The sequence below is a fragment of the Nissabacter sp. SGAir0207 genome (genome assembly GCF_005491205.1).
Lineage (GTDB): Bacteria > Pseudomonadota > Gammaproteobacteria > Enterobacterales > Enterobacteriaceae > Chimaeribacter.
Genome location: NZ_CP028035.1, coordinates 1,841,301 through 1,865,277 on the forward strand (window position 1 = coordinate 1,841,301; position 23,977 = coordinate 1,865,277).

Genomic DNA, 23,977 nt, shown 5'->3' on the forward strand with positions numbered 1-23,977 from the left:
AATGGGAAACAGTGCACTCTGGTTGGATAAGCTTCTTAGCGCCTGTCAGGGAATGAAACTAGATTATATTGATATCATCATTGACCAGTGTGGCGTGGACTTCTCTGTTATTCCTGCCCTTACCGGCTTCTCGGCTGAAATGATTTGGGGTTCTCTGTACGAGGGCTTACCTGAAGATATATATCAAGAAGATGCACCTTTATTAATGCGTATTGAGCTTACAGAGCAGCAACAAGTTCGTTGGCTTTATGAGTTGGCACACGAAACTTCACAACACGCGCCATTAATGGCAGTTGGCTCGTTCTGGCAATTTTCTCCGCTTAAGACATGGTTAAAAAATTGCGTAAAGGCCGAGCTGGAAGGGCGGGAAGGAATTTTCCGCTTTTGGGATGCTCGTGTTTTCCACTACTATTTTTCCACCATTCTGGATCAAAAAGAGCAGGAACAGTTGCAGCAGCCCGCAGCGTTTTGGAGTTGGATGAACAGAGATGGTGCCTTTGAATTTTTTGAAGGCAAAGGGCGCACTGTCGACGAAAATATACCTCAACCCCATATCACCTTTAGTGATGCACAGTTTGAGAAAATGTTGTGCCTGAGTGATGCAAAGAGATTACTGAATGCCAACCCCTCATTAAAAGCATCCTTTCCAACCAAAGAGGACGCTTTTTCTGCATGTTGCCATGCCATGTTGGCAGCAACACGTGAAGGCATACTCTTCGAAGAGGCACGAGACGCGTGGGTAATTAACCTGTTATCCCAAGATAAAGATTATGCAATCAAATAGAAGGTGGATTCAGTGAAATTATTAAAAGTGAGTGTAATAGCATTGTCATTTTTACTAAGCGGTTGTGGTTCACTTGTTAAGCATATGGAAGGATGCTATCGGGAATATTATGCAGGAACAAGTAAGTCAATAGAATTAGGCTATTATGTACTTTTTATATGGCTTGATGTGCCATTTTCTGCTGCCCTGGATACCGTGACGTTACCTATTGATGCTGTCTGTGTCGCAACAAATAATTAAGTAATAGGGAAAAGCATGAAGACAAGAATTTCAGGCGTGTTTTTCGTGGCACTCCTGTTAACTGGCTGTAGCCAGCACACTGTGCTGGCGGAAACGGGCGGCGGAGGTGGTGGAATAATTGAAGCCATCAACCATACCAAATGGGCGATTAACCACTTCAGCGTTAATGGCCAGTCGGGCATTGATGCCATTGGCCCCTTTGATGGCGGTGGAGGCGGCTGCTGCTATGGCGTGCCAGGGCGTTGGAAACCGGGAATGACGGTAAGAATTGATTGGGAGAGCGGTGAGGCATCAACTAAAGGTTTCCCTGGCTTTGCTGATTATGAAAAATATACGGCGTGGAAAAAGAAAATGAGTGCTAATAACCGCCAGCACAGTAAAACCGTGCCTGTCCCTGACTATACCGGTCAGGAGGTCTGTGGCATTACCGTGCATTTTTTGCCATGCGATGATGTCAAAGTAACAACAAGCTGTTTCACTTATGGTAGTCCCTCTTATCCTATCAAAGAAAAATTACGGATGGAGGAGCCAAAGGTCTGTCCAAAAACATAAGGAGGTTATTTTATGCCGTATCGCCATGCTAATAATCGCACTCCTTAAGTAGCCCTTCTAATTAAGTAATTAATTAAATAATAAAATAAAAATTCAGGTAGAAATATGAAAATAATCCTAAGTAGTACCTTACTGGCCGTAATTTTACTGGCTGGCTGTAGCCAGCACACAGTGCACGCAGATACAGGCGGCGGTGGCGGAACGATCAGGGCCATTAACCACACCAAATGGGCAATTAACCACTTCAGCGTTAACGGCCAGTCAGGCATTGATGCCATCGGCCCCTATGATGGTGGCGGAGGCGGCTGCTGCTACGGCGTGCCAGGGCATTGGCGACCGGGAATGACGGTAAGAATTGATTGGCAAACAGGTATTGGTTCATCAGATGATTTTCCTGGATATGAAAATGAAAAAGAATTTCTTGAATGGGCTAAAAAGGTAAAATCACAAAATAAAGAGCATAGCCGTATTGTACCTGTCCCAGATTATACCGGTCAGGAAGTCTGTGGTATCACCGTGCATTTCCTGCCTTGTGATGATGTCAGAGTGACAACCAGTTGTTGGGCACCAAATCATGAAAATTACCCGATTAAATTGCCGCTTAAAATGGAGGAGCCAAAAGTATGCCCGAAAGGGTAAAGGGTTATTCATCATCGCGGCAGTCTCTAATAAATTCACAGCGCAAAACATCAGTCTCATCGAATGAAATAATAAATGCCTAAATAAAGATTAATCAACCCGGACTTAAATATGAAAATAATCCTAAGCAGTACCTTGCTGGCCGTAATTTTACTGGCTGGCTGTAGCCAGCGCACCGTGCACGCAGATACAGGCGGCGGTGGCGGAACAATCAAAGCCATCAACCACACCAAATGGGCAATTAACCACTTCAGCGTTAACGGCCAGTCGGGCATTGATGCCATCGGCCCCTATGATGGTGGCGGAGGCGGCTGCTGTTACGGCGTGCCAGGGCGTTGGAAACCGGGGATGACGGTAAGAATTGATTGGGAGAGCGGTGAGGCATCAACTAAAGGTTTCCCTGGCTTTGCTGATTATGAAAAATATACGGCGTGGAAAAAGAAAATGAGTGCTAATAATCGCCAGCATAGTAAAACCGTACCTGTCCCAGATTACACCGGTCAGAAAATTTGTGGCATTACTGTACATTTCCTGCCTTGTGATGATGTCAGAGTGACAACCAGTTGTTGGTCTCCCACAAATGCGAATTATCCGTTCAAATTGCCACTTAAAATGGAGGAGCCAAAAGTATGTCCGAAATAATGCATGAATCAGTTTGGTATCCACCCGCGTTTCCTATCCAAGGCCGATTACCCTCTTATGCGGATCTGGTCGGGAAAAACTGCCATCAGCAGGAGAGCCAGGAGCGGAGTTATCGTAATGAGCTGTGTGAGCTTCAGGGGCGTATTGTGGAGCCTCCATGCTGTAAAACACTGCATATCAGTTTATTCTTTGATGGAACCGGGAATAATTTAAACAACGATCTCTACCGCTCAGATCCCAAACACCCTACCAATATTGCCAGACTATTCAGATCCACCATTGGCAGCGGCACTGCGGGCGGGGTGGTTGGCGGTGAAGAGCTATTTGATCAAAGTGATATGGTTTCAGGAAAATATTTTAAATACTACATTCCCGGTGTGGGCACCCCTTTCCCGGAAATTAATGATCTGGACTACTCCACTATTGGGTTGGCATTTGCTGATAGGGGAGAGGATCGTATCAATTGGGCGTTGCTGCGTATTGTAGATGCGTTACAATTTTCTCTTAAAGAAGAGTGGATAAGTAATGGTGAAAGCCGAGATTTAATCAAAAGGATGGGCACCTCCAAAGCATCTTTTGGTCTGATGGGCAGTTATAACAGACATGAAGAATTTACCAACCAGTTAAGAAATTTAAATAAAGACTCCGCGCTAAAAATTGCCCTGACGCAGTCGGAGCCGGGAAAGTCAAGATTGCTGGGTATCAAACTCTATATCTATGGCTTTTCACGGGGTGCGGCAGCGGCACGCGCCTTTGTCACATGGTTGAGTGAGCTATTACCTAAACCTGAAAATGGCGGCAAAGCAGCGCAGTGCTTGCAAGTCGATGACGTTAAAATCCCACTAAGTATAGAGTTTCTTGGCCTGCTGGATACGGTGGCCTCAGTTGGGGTGCCGCATATCGCACCGATAGCAGAGGGGCATATGGCCTGGGCAGATGGAAACCAGGCGTTACCGGATGAGCACACCTATGGCGGCTTGATTAAACGCTGCGTGCACCTGGTCTCTGCACATGAGCAGCGTCTCTGTTTTCCATTGGACTCCATTCGCCGCAGTAATGGCCAATATCCAGCCAATAGCATAGAAGTTATCTATCCGGGGATGCATTCAGATATTGGCGGGGGATATCCCCCAGGGGATCAGGGGAAAGCTAACTCTTTAGATAAAAGCGATAGCCAACTGCTTTCACAAATCACTCTGCATGATATGTATTGTCAGGCTTTTAATTCAGGAGCACCATTTAAGGTGCCAGATGAAACTTTGCCTGAGAATTTTAAAAACGATGGCTGGAGAAAGTTCACACAGGATGTTTTGGGGGAATATGAAATTCACCCCTCACTTATTAATCGCTTTAACGCATGGCGCGAGCTGACCTTAAGGCAGCCAAAAGATGCAACGCCTGTTACAGAGCAACAGGCCTCGGAGTATTGCCCACTCCGATCTGGCCTCACACTGGAGAAGGAGCTTGAAAATCAGCTGGCGTGGATCACCGCCTGGCGAATTGATCGCTATGCGAAATCCACCCTACTGAAAATGCCCTTCTACAAAAATGCCACAAACGATCACGACGATCCTGCGAAATTGGAGAAATCTAAAGTCCGACGTGAACTTGATCAGGGGGCGGTCAGAGCACGGCGTGAGAGTGCGCTGGCAAGCATGTCTGTGGAGGAGGCGAAAGAGGCCGTGCTGGAACCCGGAGTGAAAGACTTTGACCCGGATCTCGCCAAGACCCAGCTCCTTCAGGCAGCACATGAATTTGGCGAAGATTATAGAAACGTCTCCCGTAAAGCCACCAGCCTTCCGCAGATTTTATTTGAGAATATTCCTCAGCATGCAATTTATTTATTGAACAGCGACGATGAGCCTAGAGAGTACTACCAAATGAAAGCGGCGGGCGATGAAAAGGTATCCATCCTTTTTCCCACCCAAGGGGAGGCCAGTAATGCAGACACGCCTGCTGGACTGGTCAGGGCGCTTTTTGATGATCAGGTGCATGATTCCCGAGCCTGGTTTATGCACTACTCCTTCGGTTGCCGTGAGCCATTTGGCAGTTACTTCCGCTACCGCATGGTCTATTTCGGGAGCGAATGTAATAAGGCGCTATCTCCACTGACCATAGCCGGCAATGTGGTGGGCGCAGCGACATTGGTAGGGGGCGTCATATTCAGCTTTAAACAGAAAGGGGATGCCGAGAAACTGGCAGGTCTGGTAGGCACTGTTGGCGCGTATACGTTGGAGGTGAAGGCCATGGACTATATCACAGGCCAACCTATCCCTCAGACGCCTGATGCCGCGCAGTTGACCGCATTTACCACCAAACCCGGCCTGTTGATGGCAACGGAGACCGCCAAAGTTAATGAGCTGAAATTGGCCAGAGCAAAAGCTGTGATCCGCGCAATAAATAAAACATCACTTGAGATGAGCCATACCTGAATAGGAATAGAGGATGAAACAGATAATTCGTCAGGGCGATACGTTGCGGGAGTATGGCGGCAAAGTATTGGAAGGACACGCCCTCTGTTTTGGTAAAGGAATCGCAGTTAAAGGTGATGCCGTTAAATGCTATGAGCATGGCATGACCACCATTATTGAAGGCAGTGTGTTGTCTGAAATTGATGGTAAGCCTATTGCCTTGCATGGGCACCGCTGCGCCTGTGGGTGCACATTGGTGAGCTCGCTCGCTGACTGTGGAATTGAACAGTGAGACCGTTGCCTAAATTCCCGCACTGGCGAACGGCAACGCCCCCGGACGCCAAAAAGTGGCTTACAAGTGGGGCGTTGCTAAATCTGCTGGCAGGGGGCGGCACTACGTTACTTCAAAAAGGGGTAAAGGATGGCGGCATGATTTTTGTCGCCATGCTCTTCACGTTGGCGATCACCGGCACACTGTGGTTATGCCGCCTGATTTACTACCGGGTGTCGGTGCATCACCGCATAGTCTGGGACAGTGAAGTAGAGCGTGAATGCAATATCTGGTGGGAGAAACATCAGAGTCTGTTGGCTTTCAATGAAATATGCCTGATGGGGCCGTCGGGGAGCCATGCGCTCGACTGGATACGGTTATTACGCCGCGAGCAGCGGATGCCCGCTGTCAGGCAGGAGGCCGGTGGTAGAGCCTTACGCCTTGCGCGCACATTTTCTGCAGATGTGTCTGAGCGCGAACAGCAACTGGCTTACGCACTGGTCTTGCAATGGCAAAAGGAGCACCACGGGCCGGTTCCCCCCTTGGCCGGTTGTTTCTGGCTCGGCAGTGATGCTGCCTGGCAGGCATTTTGCTCACAGATGAGTATCTCCTTTCCAGACACCCTATTGCCTGCCTCTGCGGAGCCTTGGCAGGGGGAGGCCACGCTTTCCCGCATTGCTGCGTCACTGCGTGCTGATGAGCAGCGGCACTTTCTGGTGGCTGGATGTCGCTCATGCCCCCCGACACATGATAGCGCATTGCCTGCCGGTGAGTCCGCGGTGCTTTGGCTTATCGGCGCGAAGGGGGATGTCGTCATGCCCCGCGGAGAAGTCTTTGATGCTTCGGCCAATGAAGCGCTTAAGGAGGTGTGTGAACGCGCCGTCAAGCAAAGCGGCCTTGAAGCTGCACCGGATGACTGTCTTCTGTTTGCCCATGCTCATCTGCCTGCGCTGGCTGGCTGTAGCTGGAATATCAACCAACATCATCAGGACAACTATTGGGGCGAGGTGGGTGATATGGAGCCATTGGTGGTTATTTCATTGGCAGCAATATTGGCCCGGCAGCAGAACCAGCCATGTGGCTGGATAGCCCCTGATCCTCAACATACTTTTGCACTTGGAATTGTTAAGCCTCATGGAAAAGGATAAACCCAACGCACCACGTCCAAGCATCTCTGTAACACCCACGGGGATGCTCGTTATCACCGTACTCACCCTATTCATATTAATAGCTGGGCTGTTGTATTGGCATTTTGCCGAACACGCCACCACTGACTGGTCAGTTATTCGTTCACTGTTAATCGTGTGTGCGATTAGCTGGATCGCGCTGGCATGTTTATCGATGCTGATTTTTATAGCCAATCAATTATGGATAAGGAATCGTGTCAAAAGAGATGCAAATAGCGCGGGTGAAACATCAGAAATAAAGCGTACCCAAGCCCAGCCAACGCTGAACCATAGTATTGCCACTTACCTACGTAAGCGTTACCGGACATGTTGGCGCAGGAAAGTTCGGATCTTGCTGATTACCGGCGATGATAACGCCATTGCGCTGCTGCTACCGGATTTGCGTGCCAAACAATGGCTAGAAGGCCGCCGTACCGTCCTGATCTATGGCGGTACTCTGGCGGGCGAGGTGGAGGTGGAAAAATATGCGGCTCTGCGCAAGTTACGCCGGGGCCGACCATTGGATGGAATTGTGCGCGTGCTTGGCGAGGAGCAGATCCTGACGCCGCAACTGAGTGACGGCGATTTACGTGGGTTGGAGAAAATTGGCGAAGTGTTGCACTACCAACCGCCTGTCTATCTATGGCAGCTGTGCGTCAGCGTCTGGCCGCAAGCGGGGCGGGTGCAGCAAGCCGTGGGGGCGACGTGGCCGGTTCGGGCAACCCCGGACGACATAGAAAAACAACTTCGCACCTTGCTGCCGTCGTTGCGCGCGCAGGGACTGGCACAAGTTGCTGAACATCTTGCCCACGATTTTTTGTTGCGCCTTGCCCAGCAGCTTGAACAGGGCGGGATTGAGGGTTGGAAAAACCATCTGGCACCCTGGCTATATGCGTCACAGCAGCGTGTTCCGTTGCGCGGCCTGATGTTCAGTCTGGCAGAGCCGGTGCCACTGCCGGAACAAGTGGAGAGGGCAGCTAATCCGGCCGTGCCCTCGTCGTCGCACGCCCTGACGCTCCCTCTCTCCTGGCAAGGGGTAATTGATGACTGCGCCCGCCTTCGTGGCCGCCGGGTGGGCATGGCATGGGAAAGGGCCTGTGCAACGGCGATGATGGTGGGAATGGGGGTAGGGTGCGCTGGCTTGCTGATCTCGTTTATGGCGAACCGGGCACAGATTGTCTCGGTGGCCGATAAAACTCAGGAACTGATAACGCAGCGGGCAGTCACCGATGGGCAGCTTACGGCCCTGCACGCACTACGCAATGATGCCGGGCGGCTGCAACATCAGCTCCAGCACGGCGCGCCTTGGTATCAGCGTTTTGGCCTGAATCATAATCAGGCGCTCTTGAACGCCATGTTGCCTTGGTATGGCGTGCTGAATAACCGTTTGATACGGGATCCCGCTGAGAAGGCGTTAAGACAGAGGCTGACTAAGCTGGCAAACCTGCCACCCGAAAGTCCGTTGCGTGCGGAACTGGCAAAGCCGGGTTACGACCAGTTGAAGGCATGGCTGATGATGTCACGCCCGGATAAAGTGGATGCGGCGTTTTATGTGCAAACCATGCAATCCGTACAGCCGACTTATCCAGGGATCTCGACCGCCTTATGGCAGAGCCTGTCACCGGATCTCTGGGCCTTCTCAATTACGGAACTCTCCCACCAGCCGCAGTGGAAAATTACGCCGGACATGGCGCTGGTCTTGCACGTTCGCCAGATACTGCTGCAACAGATTGGCCGCCGTAATGCTGAAAGTACGCTGTACGAAAACATGCTCAAATCGGTGCGGCGCAATTTCGCGGATGTCACGTTGGATGACATGACCAACGGAACGGACGCCCGGCGGCTATTTGCCACCAATGAGATCATTCCGGGGATGTTCACCCGTCAGGCATGGGAGGGTGAAATTGAACAGGCGATTGAAAAAGCAGCCAACTCACGGCGTGATGAAATTGATTGGGTGCTGAGTGACAGTAAGCAGCGCCTCTCCTCGGAGATCTCGCCGGAAGCGCTGAAGGCACGGCTTAGGGAGCGCTACTTCACTGACTTTGCCGGAAGCTGGCTCAACTTCCTGAATAATTTGCGCTGGAACCCAGCCAATAATATTGCCGATGTCACAGACCAGCTGACATTGATGAGCGATGTGCGCCAATCCCCCCTGATTGCTTTGATGAACACCCTGGCCTGGCAGGGGCAGGCTGGGCAAAAAAACGCGAAATTGGCGGAGTCTGTCATCAAATCGGCAAAAGAGTTGATACAGGGCAGTGATAAGCCGGTTATCGACCAGAGCGTTGCAGGGCCAGCCGGGCCGCTGGATGAGACATTTGGCCCACTGCTGACCCTGATGGGCAAAAACAAAGCCGAGAGTGTGATGTCAGCGGACAGCAGCCTGAGTTTGCAGACCTACCTGACGCGTATTACCCGCGTCAGGCTGCGCCTGCAACAGGTCGCCAATGCACCAGACCCCCAGGAGATGATGCAGACCCTGGCGCAGACGGTATTCCATGGCAAAAGCGTTGACCTGACTGACACCCAGCAGTACGGCAGCCTGATTGCCGCCAGCCTTGGTGAAGAGTGGAACGGATTTGGGCAGACGATGTTTGTGCAACCGCTGACGCAAGCGTGGGAAACGGTGCTGCAACCCTCTGCCGCCAGCCTCAATGACAAATGGCACCGGGCGATTGTGAATCACTGGCAGACGGCGTTTGAGGGCCGCTATCCCTTTGCGGTCAGTAAAAGCGAAGCCTCATTGCCGATGCTGGCAGAGTTTATTCGTAAGGATACCGGGCGCATAGAGCGTTTTCTGGCGCAGGAGCTGGGGGGCATTTTGCATAAAGAGGGCAGTCAATGGGTGCCAGACAGCGCCCATAGCCAGGGGTTGACCTGTAATCCCGCGTTTCTCAGTGCGGTTAACCAATTGAGTAAGTTATCGGACATCCTGTTCACGGATGGCAATCAAGGCATCAGCTTCGAGCTTCAGGCGCGGCCTGCGGCAAATGTCGTGGAAACGGAACTGACCATCGACGGGCAGAAGTTACACTACTTTAACCAAATCGCCGACTGGCAGACTTTCCGCTGGCCGGGAAATACCTATAAACCCGGCACTATGCTGACCTGGACATCCCTGGATGCTGGCGCGAAATTATTAGGGGATTATACCGGTACCTGGGGTTTTATTCGTTGGTTGGAGTCAGGCAAACGCCAGCCGCTGGATAATAGCCAGTGGATGATGAGTTTTATTACGCCAGAGGGGGAGACCCTGCAATGGGTATTACGCTCGCAATTGGAAAACGGCCCGCTGGCGCTATTGCAGCTTCGCCAATTCACCCTGCCAGCAGAGATTTTCACTATTGCCACGGAGAGCGATTTGCAGTTGTCAGAAGATAATATGGAAAGTAACGAGCAAGAGGGAGAGGAATAATGGTGTCATTACAAAATTTAATTATTGCCTGTCAGAAAGATAAAGGGCAATTAATACAGCAGGCCATCACCCAGTGTGAAAAATGGGAGCGTTGGCTTATGCCTGTGAGTGTTCATTATCCTACTGGGGAAGATCCCGCGTATCAGGATGACTTTCAACGTATCCGCGAAGAGTTAAATAAGCTGACGGGCACTGACGCCGAGCTAATTTGTACTTTGGCGGAGAAACTGCTGACCGGCGTAAGTAAAGATCTGCGGGTCGCCACGTTTTATGTGTGGGGACGCCTGCATCAGGAGGGCGAGGCCGGGCTGGCGGAAGGATTGACGCTGCTGGCAAGCTTGCTACAGCGCTTTACAGTACAGCTGCATCCCCAGCGCGAGCGTAGCCGCAAATCGGCATTGGAGTGGTTGTGCAGTAACCGCATCCTCAATAGCCTGGCGCTGCACAGTGACGTCAATCTCGCTACGCTGCAACGTATCACCGGCGCGCTGTTACTGATTGAGCAGGTTATTCAGTCGCTGCCACCCGAGGAGCGCCCACAACTCTCTGCCCTCTATCAGGCGTTGGAAACCCGGCGGTTACCGCGCGGCAGCCTGAGTAATCCCGTATCAGACGCTGCGGAAGAGGCGCAGTCCTCTACGGCTTTGGCCGATTTTACCCCGGTTGCCTCAACCGTGGACTCCGCAGGCGCGCTGCTCAATCAGGTCAGGATGCTGGCGAAGTATCTCCAGGAGCAGCAAGATGGCTGGCTGGCGGCACACCATTTGGTCAAAAGTGTCCGCTGGGATACCTTGACGTCGCTTCCGCGGCTCAATGCCAGTGAATTGACGCATATCCTGCCACCTAAAATCGAGCATCGTGCCCATCTCAAGCGCCTCTATCTGGAGCGCAATTGGGCAGAGTTGCTGGTACAGGCAGACAACTTTTTTGCCCAAGGAAGAAACCACCTGTGGCTGGACGTGCAGTGGTATCTCTGGCAGGCGCTGATTGGCATGGACAATAACCGTGTCCGGGCCGACATTATTTGCCGGGATCTGAAAGGGTTACTTACCCGGCTGCCCGGTCTGGAGGAGCGGCTGTTCAATGACGGATCGCCTTTTGCCGACGAGGTGACGCAGCATTGGATTCACGAGCACGTCCTGAATGACATGCCCCTCTGGAAAGATGAGCCGGCAATGGCAGCACTGCCCGCCGCGGATGAGATCCTTGGCCTTGAACCGGAGATGCTGGCGATGGCGGACAGCGACGGCATTGAGGCCGCGCTCGGCTGGCTCCAGTCGCGACCGGGCATGACATCGCCCCGCCATCAATGGCTAATGCGCCTGCTGATGGCCCGCGTGGCGGAGCAGCATGGCAAACATGAGATGGCATTGCATCTGCTGGGGGATCTCGACACGGCCGCACACTCCCTGACCCTCTATCACTGGACGCCGGATCTGATATTTGAGATCAAAGCCCGCCGCCTGAAATTATTGCGCATGAAAGCCAGCCGCAATGACGCGGAGAAAATCCATTTACAACCAGAGATGGATACGCTGCTGGCTGGCCTGATTGCGCTTGATCCAGCACGTGCGGCCATATTGTATGGATAACGCTCCCATTTCATAACGCCTTTTTTATTTCCTTGGCGTCTCAAGATTTTTATATAAAAGGAAAGTGGCAGGGTTGAATTCCTGCTGTTGAATATAGCTATTTGCAATAAGCGCCTTTTAATAAGGGAGGCGGTTAAGAAATAGGGCGTTATAAGTTGGCCCTGTTTTTTACCTGTCCCATTCTTTAACCATTACATATTACTTATTGAATATCTATGGATGACTTAACGCTGCGTTATTATGACGCCGAAATGCGCTACCTGCTTGAGGCAGGTGAAGAGTTTGCCCGCGCCCACCCGGACAGGGCGGCCATGTTGAATCTGGATAAGGCGGGTGCCCGCGATCCCTACGTGGAACGACTATTGGAGGGCTTTGCATTTTTAATGGGGCGGCTTCGTGAAAAGCTTGATGATGACCTGCCGGAATTGACCGAAGGATTGGTCAGTTTGCTGTGGCCGCACTATTTGCGCACCATTCCTTCAATGTCGGTGGTGGCATTCACACCAGATTGGCAACAGATGAAAGAGCCAATGCACATTGAGAAGGGGTTCGAGGTATTGTCACGGCCGGTTGGGGAGAAGGGCACCCGCTGCCGTTATACCACTACCCGGGAAGTGAATGTGTTGCCGCTGGCTCTTGACCGGGCCAGGCTCACCACTGACGGCGATGGCCGCTCTGTGGTGAACTTGCGGTTTGTTTGCAGCCCCCTGGCTGACTGGAGCCGCATTGATCTGAGCCAACTGCCGCTCTATTTCAATGCGGATGCGCCGCTGGCCTGCGCCATGCATGAGGCACTCGTGATGAATGTTGCCCGGCTCTGGCTGCGTCTGCCCGGCATCCCGGATCGCCAACCTCTGGAGGGGTACTTCACCGCCTTGGGTTTTAACGAGGATGACCACCTCTGGCCAAAAGATACCGGCAATTTCAGCGGCTACCAGTTGTTGCTGGAGTATTTCACCTTCCGCGAGAAGTTTATGTTTACGGGCCTTCGCGGGCTTGAGCGGGTGGAGCTGCCGCCAGCATTGCCATGGTTTGAAATTGACGTCGTGCTGACAAAACGCTGGGAACACGATTTCACCTTCAGTGAAAAGCAGTTGCAACTCAACTGTACGCCAGTGATTAACCTTTTTTCGCTGGAGTCAGATCCGCTGACGCTTGACTCACTACAGACGGAATATCTGCTGCGCCCAATGCGCATACAGGATGGGCATACTGAGATTTACTCTGTGGACTCGGTGATCTCATCCGGCAACCACGCCTATGTGCCTTTCTCCAGTTTCCGCCATAAGGGCGGCATGATGCGCCATGAGGCACCGGAGTACTACTACCACACCCGGGTGCGCCGTGGGCCATCCGGGCTGCATGATACCTGGCTCATCCTCGGCGGTGAGGCGTTTGACTCCCACAGCGTGCCGGAGCGGGAGAGCCTCTCCCTGACGCTAACCGGCACCAACGGCCAGCTCCCCCGACGGGCGCTGCAAAGCACGGTGCTGGATACGTTGATGAAAACCACCGAGGCCCAGATTTGGGTGCGCAATCTCTGCCCGCCCACCTTGCCGTGCTATCCGCCCGATCGCGATCGCTTCCACTGGCGGGTATTGAGCCATCTGGGGGCTGGCTTCCTGTCACTGTTGGATAACGCGGACGTACTGCGTGGTACGTTGGCGCTCTATGAGTGGAGTGACAGTGAGATGAACCGCCGCCGGCTGGAGGCAATTCTGGACGTCCGGCACAGTGAAATTGAACGCTTTGAGCAGGGATACCTGCTGCGTGGGGTGCAGATAGAGGTGACCCTCGATAGCCATGGCTTTGCCGGTACCGGTGACATCTGCCTGTTCGGTGAAATGCTCAGCCGCTTCTTTGCTCTCTATACGGATATCCACCTGTTTAATAAGTTGATCTTTATCATTCAACCCACCGGAGAGCGCCTCGAATGGGCAGAGAAGCACAACCGCCGTATCCCCGGCTGACCCCTCGGCTTGAGGCAGAACTGGCGCGAATCAATTTCTATCGTCTCTGCCAAATTCTGGAAAAACAGCATCGGCAGCGGCCGCCATTGGGTAGCACCACCCATCCCAGCGATGACCCTGTGCGTTTTTCGCCGCATCCGGGCATGGGTTTCCCCATCAGCGAATTAAAAGCGGTGGAGTACAGCGAGGGCAATGCTACGCCCCCGGTTATCCGCACCACCTTTATGGGGATGTATGGCGTGGACTCCCCTCTGCCCACGCTGTATCTCGACGACATTAGCCAACGGCGGGAGGGGCACGAGGCGCTACAGGCCTTTCTGGATATTTTTAACCACCGCATTTTGACGCAGTTTTATCGCATCTGGCGCAAATACTCCTACCCGGTGACCTTTCAGGCCGGCGGTGGGGATGCGCTTTCACAATCCCTGCTGGGGTTGGCGGGACTGGGGATACCCGGAACAGAGAAGCACGTCGCTGCGCCGCTCTCCCGTTTTTTGGCCCTGCTGGGGCCACTGCACCTGCCAGGAAGAACGGAGGGGGGCATCAGGGCGGTGGTACAACTTCTGGCGCCGCAGACCGAAGTGACAGTCAGCCCACACTCCCTGCGACGCGTGCCGATCGCGCAGCCGCTGGGGTTTACCGAGGAGGGCATAGTGCTGGACGGCAATACCCCCCTCGGCGATGAGATGATGGATGCCAACAGCCAGTTGCTGATTGCCCTGCATACCGAGAGTGAGCAGGAGGCGAAAGCCTGGATGCCGGATGGGCAACTCTTTCAGGATTTGGTGGCGATGCTGCGGGTCTATCTGGGCTGGCGCTATACCGCCAACATTACCCTGACGATCAGCACCCATCTGCTGCCCCCACCGCAACTGGGCACAGAGAACCTCTGGCTGGGGCTGGGGGGAGTGCTGGGCATGGAGGCACAACACATCCCAGCCGATCTTCCCTCGCGCGTTACCTTCGAACTTGGGCATTACCACGGCCTGGCGCCGGCAACATCAACAAAAGGAATTCGACGTGTTACCTATCAGTTCGCTTAAAACCACTTACTGTCTGCTCCCTGCATTGATCCTTGGCCTGACGGGCTGTGGCCTGACGCAAAGTGTCACACAGGGAACAACCTCGACAGTGAAGTCCATTTTTTATAAGAAGATCATCACGCTGCATCTGGATTTCACGGCCCGCGAGGCGTTGAATACCGACAGTACCGAGAATAATTCCCTCTCTGAACCGGTGATGGTGCGGGTCTACCAGCTCCAGGATCGCAAGACTTTCGATAAGGCCCTCTATCAACAGCTGTTGAACGAAGGGGACACCGTACTGGGCAGCGACCTGCTGGCGCGCCGCGATGTGGTGCTGAAACCGGGCGGGGATGTGCTGCTGGACATGCCGATGGAGCCGGGAACAACATTTGTCGCGATTGTCGGGTTATTTCGCCATCCGGATATGGCCACCAACAGCTGGAAACAGGTGCTCGCACTGGATGAACTGGATCCCGACAAGCCCCGCGTCATTGAGGCCGGGCATAACAGCCTGACGCTTCGGGCGGAGGCGCAGTGATGACCAGTTATCATGCGCCTTCACTCTATGAGATGCTCTACGGTAACTTCGCGGGTGGCCTGAATCTGGAGGCGGTCAGTGAGCAGGAGCAGGTCATCCTGTCGGTGTTGGACAACATGCAGCGCATCCTGAATACCCGTGCTGGCAGCATCAAGCACCTGCCGGATTATGGCCTGCCGGATATGACCAAAATCCTCCAGGGGATGCCGGGTAGCGCCCATCAGTTGATGGATATCCTGGCCACCACGCTGCTGAAATATGAGCCGCGCCTGAAGGGCCTGAACGTTCTCCTGCTGGAGCAGGCCATACCGGGCGAGCTGATCTATGCCATTGATGCCGAGTTGAAGGGCGTGGGGCTGGTGCGCTATGGCACGGAGTTCATCCCGGAGGGCCGGGTACTGCTGCGTCATTTGAAGCAGCAGCACTTTCTCCAATCTGGCGCAAGGTGGTAACCGACCCCGCAGCATCGCCATAAAAAAAGCCCCGCTCAGCGGGGCTTTTTTATTGGGCCGGGGAGGGGCGTTAGCCGTTGATCACCACGCCGCCGTTGACATGGATGGTCTGGCCGCTGACGTAGGAGGAGTCCTTGCATGCCAGATAGACATAGGCCGCTGCCAGTTCAGAGGGCTGGCCGGGGCGCTTCATCGGCGTCTCGGCGCCAAACTGGGAGACATGCTCCTCGTCAAAGGTAGACGGGATCAGCGGCGTCCAGATGGGGCCGGGCGCCACCGAGTTAACGCGGATGCCGCGCTCTACCAGATTGGTGGACAGAGAGCGGGTGAAGGCGGTGATCGCTCCTTTGGTAGAGGAGTAATCAATCAGCTTGGGGTTGCCGCGGAAGGCGGTAATAGAGCTGGTGTTGATAATGGTGCTGCCCTCTGGCAGGTACTTAAGCGCCGCCTGTACCAGATAGACCATGGAGAAGAAGTTAGTGCGGAAGGTCTTTTCCAGTTGCTCTGCGCTAATCTCTTCCGGCCGCTCTTTAGGATGCTGTTCACCGGCAATGTTCACCAGCACATCCAGCTTGCCGAAGGCCTGCACCGTCTTCTCCACGGACTCCACGGCAAACGCCTGATCGCCCAAATCACCGCGGATCAGCAGCGGCTCCGGGCCATACTTCGCCGCCAGTCGCTGGGTCTCTTTGGCATCCTCGTCCTCTTCCAGATAGACAATCGCCACCTGCGCGCCTTCTTTGGCGTAGGCGATGGTCACCGCCCGACCAATGCCGCTGTCGCCGCCGGTGACCAGCGCCACCTTGTCTTTCAGCTTATCGCCGGCACGGTAGTCGGCGTCATCGTACAGCGGCTGTGGATCCATCGGCGCTTCGCGGCCGGGTTGCTCATCCTGATGCTGTTTGGGCAGGGTCTGTTCGCTCATATCTCCTCCTTACTGAGTGAAAAGGGGAAGCGTGGCTTCCCCGATAGTCATAGGGTCATGCCGGGACGCTGGCCGCCTTGGCGCTGCGCGACCAGACGCGGTGCTCCTCCATAGCGTCCAGGAAGGCCTGCAACAGCGCACTCTCCGCTTTATCCTCCTCAATGATCCCCTCTTCAGGCTGCGCGTCATCAATGCCGAGCAGCGGCTTGATGCGGCGGGCGTCGCCACTCAGGCCGATCACTTTCAGGTGCTTGTAGGCTTCCAGCAGGAAGTGGCGGGCATCGCCATCCAGCAGCAGTGAGTCAATGTTGCCGTTCGGCACCAGCACGGCGTCCACCGTGATGGAGGGGGTGTTGCTGAAGGTGCCATCCACCGGGATGGAAGAGCCGTCATCCGCCAGCACCTGGCCGATATGGCGTGCCAGCAGTTTGGCGTGTACCCCTTCCGCCCGCAGCGCCTGCAACATCTCCAGCACGTCGGCGGCATGGGCACCGTCGCTCAGCAGTATCGCCACAATGCGGCCTTTCAGCACGCCGTCACCGGTGGCATAGAGGCTGAGCGTCTCATCCTTGTCGAGGCCATTGACGTCATGGGGCTGGGGATAGTGCTGGCAGCTCTCTGGCAGGGTGAAGCCCAGGTTCTCGGCCACCTGTTGCGCCAGGTCGAGATCGACGCGCGCCAGCAGGTCAACCACCCGCTCACGGATATAGGCGCGGCCCACCTTGCTCAGTTCAAACGAGAAGGCACCGACAATGTGCTCCTGCTCAACCGGCGTCTGGCTCAGCCAGAACAGGCGCGGCTGCGAGTAGTAATCCTCAAAGGATTCGCTGCGCTCGCGCACCTTGTGCCCCTCAACGCGCTCATAGTGGCTCTCAAACCCGCCACCGGAGGCCGCTGGTGGCGTTTCGCGCGGCCAGTTGTTATTGATGGAGTTCGGCTCATAGTTGGCCGGGTTGGTGTCGATCTCCATCCGGTGCATCCCGTCGCGCTGGAAGTTGTGGTAGGGGCAGGTGGGACGGTTGATCGGGATCTCATGAAAGTTCGGCCCGCCCAGACGGCTGATCTGGGTATCGAGGTAGGAGAAGAGCCGCCCCTGCAACAGCGGGTCGTTGCTGAAATCGATGCCCGGCACCACATGGCCGGGGTGGTAGGCCACCTGCTCGGTCTCGGCGTGGAAGTTGTCCGGGTTGCGGTTCAGCACCATCTTGCCAATGATCTCGACCGGCACCAGCGCCTCGGGGATCAGCTTGGTGGCGTCCAGCAGGTCAAAGTCAAACTTGAACTCATCCTCTTCCGGGATCAGCTGCACGCCCAGTTCATACTCGGGGTAGTCGCCGGCTTCAATCGCTTCCCACAGGTCACGGCGGTGGAAATCGCTGTCTTTGCCGGCCAGTTTTTGCGCCTCATCCCACAACAGCGACGCCTTGCCCGCCAGCGGTTTCCAGTGGAAGCGCACAAAGGTTGAGGTGCCTTCCGCATTGATAAAGCGGAAGGTGTGGATGCCGAAGCCCTCCATGGTGCGGTAGCTGCGCGGAATGCCGCGATCGGACATCGCCCAGAAGACGTTGTGCAGGGTCTCTGGTTGCAGCGACACGTAATCCCAGAAGGTGTCATGGGCACTGGCGCCCTGTGGGATCTCGTTGTGCGGCTCAGGTTTTACCGCGTGGACGAAGTCCGGGAATTTATGGGCGTCCTGGATAAAGAACACCGGGGTGTTATTGCCGACCAGATCATAGATGCCCTCATCGGTATAGAACTTGGTGGCGAAGCCGCGGATGTCACGCACGGTATCGGCAGAGCCGCGCGAACCCTGTACCGTGGAGAAGCGCACGTAGACCGGCGTCTGTTTCTGCGGATCTTGCAGGAAGGCAGCCTTGGTGACGTGGGCCATTGATTTGTAGGGCTGGAAGTAGCCATGCGCCGCCGAGCCGCGCGCGTGGACGATGCGCTCCGGGATACGCTCATGGTCGAAGTGGGTGATCTTCTCGCGCAGGATGAAATCTTCCAGCAGCGTTGGGCCACGTTTGCCAGCGCGCAGGGAGTTCTGATCATTGGCGATTTTGGTGCCCTGATTGGTGGTCAGGGCCTGACCCGCGCCCTGTTTGCGGTGGGCCTCCAGCGCGTCCAGCTTCTCGTTATGGATGTCCGGGCTTTTGATGCTGCCCGGCGCGGCTGGCTCCTTGCCCGGCGGCGTGGGGGCAGGCGAGGGGCGGTGCGAATTGTCAGCCGGGGCCAGATCCCCCAGACCGGGCTTGGATTGGCGGCCATCGGTCGCCGGTGCCTGGTGTGAGGCGGTTTTCAGGGTTGTCTGATGACCTTTGATTTTCGACATTGAACAATACTCCTTTCGGGCGGCTTTTTTTGATTGAAGATCTTTGCCTTCAATGCGTGCGTGAGGTGATGCAATCACTAACTATAGGACACCCGGCTGACTTAACGCAGATTCTCGGACAAATCAGGCCATTAACCACCGGCTGGCAGCGGTTACGCTCAGTGGCCGATACTGTGCCAATAAGCCTGACGTGAATTAAGTCAAATTATCTGGTGGAAAAAGAGACAATGAAAAAATAAGGTACCAGTTTTATTGTGGGTAAAGGGAATATCGCCAAGAGGCGATAAGTGATAATAACCGGCAAAATGTGGCTGTTATTTAATCAAGTCAAGAGCGAGCAGGGTAAAATTAAACGAAATTCCCATGACAAAGCGTGTCACTATTAAGAATGTTCTAAAAAAATCGCTGGCTTAGCGTATTTGGTCTAATGTGCGCTATATTCCTGCATTGACTTTTGCTTGATGAAAACTTGAAATAAGCGCCGCGCAGGCCGGGCCTGCCGCTTATTTTTTTACCTTGCGTTATTTATTGGGGAAGACATGATTGCCAGTCGGGTTTTACGTGCATTACCACGCACCGCCTTGGTGTGCGGCGCAGCACTGTTCAGCATGAACAGTTTCGCAGACACCTCTCTCTTTACTGCCCTGGATGACCCATCCACCGCGAAAAAGACATTTGAAGGCAACGTGCAGGCCGGGTACAGCGCCCAGACCGGCAACACCAAAAACTCGGTGCTGAGCGCCGACACCACCATGACCTGGTTCCAGCCGGACACCGCCTACAGCCTGTGGGGCTCGGCGCGCAATGCCTCGTCCAACGACGAGCGCTCCTCTGAGAAGTACCAGGTGGGTGCGCGTACCCGCTACAACCTCTCCGCGGACAACTACCTGTTTGGTCAGGCGAGCTGGCTGAGCGATCGTTACAACGGCTACCGCTCCCGCTCCATCGGCACCCTCGGCTATGGCCGTCAGGTGCTCAACGGCCCAATCCACACCCTGCGTCTGGAAGTCGGCCCGGGTGTGCGCCATGACGAATACCAGCAGGGCGGCAACCAGACCCGTGCGCTGGCCTATGGCGCGCTGACCTATGACTACCAGCTCTCCGACAACGCCAAGTTCACCCAGGCGCTCTCCGTGCTGGCGAACGATGAGACCACCCTCAACTCCGAAACGGCGCTGAATGTGGCGATCAACAAATCCTTCGCCCTGAAGCTGGCGTATAACGTCACTTACAACACCAAGCCGCCGTCCAGCGCACCTGAGAAGACCGATACCACCACCACGATCTCACTGGTGTATAACCTGTAACAGGTTGCCCATGCGTAAACACCGCTGGCCCTCCGCCAGCGGTTTTTTTATGGGCGTAAATCGGGCAGGGCGGCAATAAAAAAACCGGCGCATCGGCGCCGGTTTTATGCTGCTAACCCGTTGGCTGGGCTGCATAATTAATTGTCGGCAGTCTGCCGGTGGAAAAGTTCGCGGAATACCGGATAGATATCCGCCTGCTCGCGAATATGCTGCATGGCAAAATTATCAAATTTGGCCTGCAACGCCTCATATTCCCGCCACAAGGTCTGGTGGGCGCGGCGGGTTATTTCGATATAGCTGTAATAACGCACCATCGGCAAGATCTTCTTCGCCAGCAACTCATGGCAAAGCGGCGAGTCATCCGCCCAGTTGTCCCCATCCGACGCTTGCGCCGCATAGATATTCCACTGGGCAGGGTCGTAGCGCTCCTTCACCACCTCATCCATCAGTTTCAGCGCGCTGGAGACAATGGTGCCGCCGGTCTCCTGCGAGTAGAAGAACTCCTGTTCATCCACCTCTTTCGCCTGGGTGTGGTGACGGATATAGACCACATCCACGTTTTTGTAAGTCCGGCTCAGGAACAGATAGAGCAGGATGTAGAAGCGCTTGGCCATATCCTTGGTGGCCTGATCCATTGAGCCGGAGACATCCATCAAGCAGAACATCACCGCCTGGCTGGAGGGCTCGGGGCGCTTCTCGTAGTTCTTGTACCGCAAATCAAAGGTATCAATGAACGGCACGCGCTCAATCTTCTGGCGCAGCTCGGCAATCGCCTTGCGCAGTCGCTCCTCCTCCAGCAACTGCACCGGCTCCTGATTCTCCAGATCCGTCAGTTCGGACTCCAGATCCTTCAGCTCGCGGCGCTTGCCGGCGGTCATCGCCGTGCGGCGCGCCAACGAGTTCTGCAATGAGCGCACCACGCTGATGTTGGCTGGCACCCCGTTGGAGGTAAAGCCGGAGCGGTGGGTCTTGAACTCATTGAGCTGCTTGTACTGGTTCTTCTTCAGGTTGGGCAGTGCCAAATCCTCAAACAGCAGGTCGAGGTACTCGTCCTTGGAGATCTGGAACACAAACTCATCCTGACCCTCGCCATCCTGGCTGGCGTTGCCCTGACCGCTGCCGCTGCCGCCCCCGCCGCCTTGGGGGCGCTCGATACGGTCATTTTGCACAAAGTGGTCGTTCCCTGGGTGCACGCGGTGGCGGCGGCCACCGCGTCCCTGATGGAACATCGGTTCGTTGATATCATCTGTGGGGATAGAGACAGACTCCCCACTCTCCACGTCAGTCACCGACCGCTTGTTGATGGCCTCGGCAATCGACTGTTTGATCTGCGACTTATAGCGACGTAAAAAGCGCTGGCGGTTCACCATGCTTTTGTTCTTGCCGTTCAGCCGTCGGTCAATAAAGTATCCCATATCTCCCCCAAACGACGTTGCCACGCCCTCCATGATGAAGCGATAACTGCTTACGACGATTTTCTGACGCGCAGATACCATTCACACAGCAAACGAACCTGTTTGCGCGTATAACCTTTCTCCATCATTCTGTCGACAAAGTCATCGTGTTTTTTCTGCTCATCGGTCGAGGTCTTGGCATTGAACGAGATGACTGGCAGCAACTCCTCGGTATTGGAGAACATTTTCTTCTCGATTACCGTGCGCAATTTTTCGTAGCTGGTCCAGTTCGGGTTGCGGCCATTGTTGTTGGCGCGTGCGCGCAGGACGAAGTTAACGATCTCATTGCGGAAATCTTTCGGGTTGCTGATGCCGGCCGGTTTTTCGATCTTCTCCAGTTCGGCGTTAAGCGACTCACGGTCAAACAGCTGGCCGGTGTCCGGGTCACGGTACTCCTGATCCTGGATCCAGAAGTCAGCGTAGGTGACATAGCGGTCAAAGATGTTCTGGCCATACTCGGAGTAGGATTCGAGGTAGGCGGTCTGAATCTCTTTGCCAATGAACTCCGCATATTTCGGGATCAAGTAACCCTTCAGGTGCTCCAGATACTTCTCAGCCTGATCTTGCGGGAACTGCTCACGCTCAATCTGCTGCTCCAGCACATAGAACAGGTGCACTGGGTTGGCCGCCACTTCGGTGTGGTCGAAGTTGAAGACCCGCGACAGGATTTTGAAGGCGAAACGGGTCGAAAGCCCATTCATCCCCTCATCCACGCCGGCATAGTCGCGGTACTCCTGATAAGACTTGGCCTTCGGATCGGTATCTTTCAGGCTCTCGCCGTCATATACCCGCATCTTGGAGTAGAGGCTGGAGTTTTCCGGCTCTTTCAGGCGCGACAGGATGGAGAAGCGCGCCAGTGTCTCAAGGGTGCCCGGCGCGCAAGGCGCGTGGGTCAACTCACTGTGGTTCAGCAGCTTGTCGTAGATCTTCATCTCTTCCGACACGCGCAGGCAGTAAGGCACCTTGACGATGTAGACACGGTCAAGGAACGCCTCGTTGTTCTTGTTGTTACGGAAGGTTACCCACTCTGATTCGTTGGAGTGCGCCAGGATGATGCCGTTGAACGGCAGGGCAGAGATACCCTCGGTGCCATTGTAGTTGCCCTCCTGGGTGGCGGTCAGCAGCGGGTGCAGCACCTTGATCGGCGCTTTGAACATCTCCACGAACTCCATGATGCCCTGGTTGGCGCGGCACAGCGCACCGGAGTAGCCATAGGCGTCAGGATCGTTCTGGGCGTGGTTCTCCAGCTTGCGGATATCGACCTTGCCGACCAGCGCGGAGATGTCCTGATTGTTCTCATCGCCCGGTTCGGTTTTGGCGATGGCGATCTGCTCCAGGATCGAGGGCCAAACTTTTACCACCTTAAATTTGGTGATGTCGCCGCCAAACTCATGCAGCCGTTTTGCCGCCCAAGGCGACATAATGGTACCGAGGTAGCGCGAAGGAATGTTGTACTCTTTATCCAGGATATTGGCATCTTCCTGTGGGTTGAACAGGCACAGGGGATGGTCGTTCACCGGGCTGCGCTCGCCATTGGCACTGAGCACATAGATAGGCACGCGTTGCATCAGCGCTTTTAAACGTTCGGCCAGTGACGATTTACCGCCACCCACCGGCCCCAATAAGTAGAGGATCTGTTTCTTCTCTTCCAGACCCTGCGCGGCGTGTTTCAGGTAGGAGACGATCTGTTCAATCGCTTCTTCCATCCCATAGAACTCTTCAAACGCCGGGTAGCGTGCGATAACACGGTTGGAAAACAGGCGGGATAAGCGTGACTCAAGCGCGGTATCCACCATCACTGGTTCACCGATAGCTGTGAGCAAACGTTCCGCCGCGTTGGCATAAGCACTGCGATCTTGCCGGCAGATGGTAAGAAATTCCTGCAGTGTGAACTCTTCGTCCTTGGCAGCTTCATAGCGCTGACGGTAGTGGTCAAAAATGTTCATAGCGATGCCCGTCCTGTTGTTTTGGTTGGGAACAAAAATTAAGAGCTTCTGTTTTTTGGGTAAAATAATGAAACTCTTACCTTATTGTTATGGACGGCTATTAGCTAAAGAGCAAGTGACTTTTCAGGCGATAAAGTAGGCGTGCTGCGTAATAAAACAGCAATAAATGGTCATTAAGCCCGCAATTTGGCTACTTTGCAGACGATAGTGCGGGAATATTATCTTTATTTATGTGAATAAGCTGACCTATCAAGAAATTCTTTCAATAGTAAATTTTTGCAGGCCATCAAGTTTAGTGGCGGCCGTCACATCC

At 54.4% G+C, this 23,977-nt stretch carries 19 protein-coding genes; 15 read left to right on the plus strand and 4 right to left on the minus strand.

Features of this window, described 5'->3' with window-relative positions:
- Window position 1: 1 nt before the first annotated feature.
- The 14 genes from C1N62_RS07930 (at window position 2) to tssE (ending at window position 15,700) form a co-directional block, all read left to right on the plus strand.
- On the plus strand, window positions 2-784 hold the full coding sequence (locus C1N62_RS07930) for a DUF4123 domain-containing protein (RefSeq protein WP_137763116.1): 783 nt from the start codon (window positions 2-4) through the stop codon (window positions 782-784).
- 12 nt (window positions 785-796) lie between these two features.
- Window positions 797-1,024: a YceK/YidQ family lipoprotein gene (locus tag C1N62_RS07935; RefSeq protein WP_137763117.1), complete on the plus strand. Its 228-nt coding sequence runs from the start codon at window positions 797-799 to the stop codon at window positions 1,022-1,024.
- A 15-nt stretch (window positions 1,025-1,039) separates the two neighbouring features.
- Window positions 1,040-1,576, plus strand: a complete 537-nt coding sequence (locus C1N62_RS07940; RefSeq protein WP_137763118.1) for a DUF3304 domain-containing protein — start codon at window positions 1,040-1,042, stop codon at window positions 1,574-1,576.
- Between the two features lie 105 nt (window positions 1,577-1,681).
- Entirely contained in the window at window positions 1,682-2,215 is a 534-nt protein-coding gene (locus C1N62_RS07945; protein WP_137763119.1) for a DUF3304 domain-containing protein, read from the plus strand.
- A 111-nt stretch (window positions 2,216-2,326) separates the two neighbouring features.
- On the plus strand, window positions 2,327-2,857 hold the full coding sequence (locus tag C1N62_RS07950) for a DUF3304 domain-containing protein (RefSeq protein ID WP_137763120.1): 531 nt from the start codon (window positions 2,327-2,329) through the stop codon (window positions 2,855-2,857).
- A complete protein-coding gene (locus C1N62_RS07955) occupies window positions 2,845-5,289 on the plus strand; it encodes a DUF2235 domain-containing protein (protein ID WP_137763121.1) in 2,445 nt (814 codons plus the stop codon). Before C1N62_RS07950 ends, C1N62_RS07955 begins: the two co-directional genes overlap by 13 nt.
- Window positions 5,290-5,302: 13 nt before the next feature.
- Window positions 5,303-5,560 carry a PAAR domain-containing protein gene (locus C1N62_RS07960; protein WP_137763122.1) on the plus strand — a complete coding sequence of 86 codons (258 nt, stop codon included), beginning with the start codon at window positions 5,303-5,305 and terminating at the stop codon, window positions 5,558-5,560.
- Window positions 5,561-5,697: 137 nt separating this feature from the next.
- The gene (locus tag C1N62_RS07965) at window positions 5,698-6,687 is read left to right on the plus strand and encodes a hypothetical protein (protein WP_240775752.1); all 990 of its coding nucleotides are present in this window, start codon (window positions 5,698-5,700) and stop codon (window positions 6,685-6,687) included.
- On the plus strand, window positions 6,674-10,123 hold the full coding sequence (locus tag C1N62_RS07970; RefSeq protein ID WP_137763123.1) for an ImcF-related family protein: 3,450 nt from the start codon (window positions 6,674-6,676) through the stop codon (window positions 10,121-10,123). The genes C1N62_RS07965 and C1N62_RS07970 overlap by 14 nt, the downstream gene beginning before the upstream one ends.
- Window positions 10,123-11,715, plus strand: coding sequence for a type VI secretion system protein TssA (gene tssA, locus C1N62_RS07975; protein WP_137763124.1), 1,593 nt, complete (start codon window positions 10,123-10,125; stop codon window positions 11,713-11,715). Before C1N62_RS07970 ends, tssA begins: the two co-directional genes overlap by 1 nt.
- 215 nt (window positions 11,716-11,930) lie before the next feature.
- A complete protein-coding gene (gene tssF, locus C1N62_RS07980) occupies window positions 11,931-13,685 on the plus strand; it encodes a type VI secretion system baseplate subunit TssF (RefSeq protein WP_137763125.1) in 1,755 nt (584 codons plus the stop codon).
- On the plus strand, window positions 13,649-14,728 hold the full coding sequence (gene tssG / locus C1N62_RS07985; protein ID WP_137763126.1) for a type VI secretion system baseplate subunit TssG: 1,080 nt from the start codon (window positions 13,649-13,651) through the stop codon (window positions 14,726-14,728). Before tssF ends, tssG begins: the two co-directional genes overlap by 37 nt.
- Window positions 14,706-15,248, plus strand: coding sequence for a type VI secretion system lipoprotein TssJ (tssJ, locus tag C1N62_RS07990; protein ID WP_137763127.1), 543 nt, complete (start codon window positions 14,706-14,708; stop codon window positions 15,246-15,248). The genes tssG and tssJ overlap by 23 nt, the downstream gene beginning before the upstream one ends.
- A complete protein-coding gene (tssE, locus tag C1N62_RS07995; RefSeq protein ID WP_137763128.1) occupies window positions 15,248-15,700 on the plus strand; it encodes a type VI secretion system baseplate subunit TssE in 453 nt (150 codons plus the stop codon). The genes tssJ and tssE overlap by 1 nt, the downstream gene beginning before the upstream one ends.
- Before the next feature lie 70 nt (window positions 15,701-15,770).
- Here the strand turns inward: tssE and C1N62_RS08000 are convergent, their stop codons facing one another.
- Both C1N62_RS08000 and katE read right to left on the minus strand, forming a co-directional pair.
- The gene (locus tag C1N62_RS08000; RefSeq protein WP_137763129.1) at window positions 15,771-16,625 is read right to left on the minus strand and encodes an SDR family oxidoreductase; all 855 of its coding nucleotides are present in this window, start codon (window positions 16,623-16,625) and stop codon (window positions 15,771-15,773) included.
- Between the two features lie 55 nt (window positions 16,626-16,680).
- The gene (gene katE / locus C1N62_RS08005) at window positions 16,681-18,957 is read right to left on the minus strand and encodes a catalase HPII (RefSeq protein WP_137763130.1); all 2,277 of its coding nucleotides are present in this window, start codon (window positions 18,955-18,957) and stop codon (window positions 16,681-16,683) included.
- Between the two features lie 539 nt (window positions 18,958-19,496).
- Here katE and C1N62_RS08010 point away from each other — a divergent pair.
- Window positions 19,497-20,264, plus strand: a complete 768-nt coding sequence (locus tag C1N62_RS08010) for a YdiY family protein (protein WP_137763131.1) — start codon at window positions 19,497-19,499, stop codon at window positions 20,262-20,264.
- A 137-nt stretch (window positions 20,265-20,401) separates the two neighbouring features.
- On the opposite strand, the gene C1N62_RS08015 is transcribed toward C1N62_RS08010, so the two are convergent.
- A complete protein-coding gene (locus C1N62_RS08015) occupies window positions 20,402-21,679 on the minus strand; it encodes a YeaH/YhbH family protein (protein ID WP_137763132.1) in 1,278 nt (425 codons plus the stop codon).
- A 50-nt stretch (window positions 21,680-21,729) separates the two neighbouring features.
- On the minus strand, window positions 21,730-23,664 hold the full coding sequence (gene yeaG / locus C1N62_RS08020) for a protein kinase YeaG (RefSeq protein WP_137763133.1): 1,935 nt from the start codon (window positions 23,662-23,664) through the stop codon (window positions 21,730-21,732).
- Window positions 23,665-23,977 lie beyond the last annotated feature (313 nt).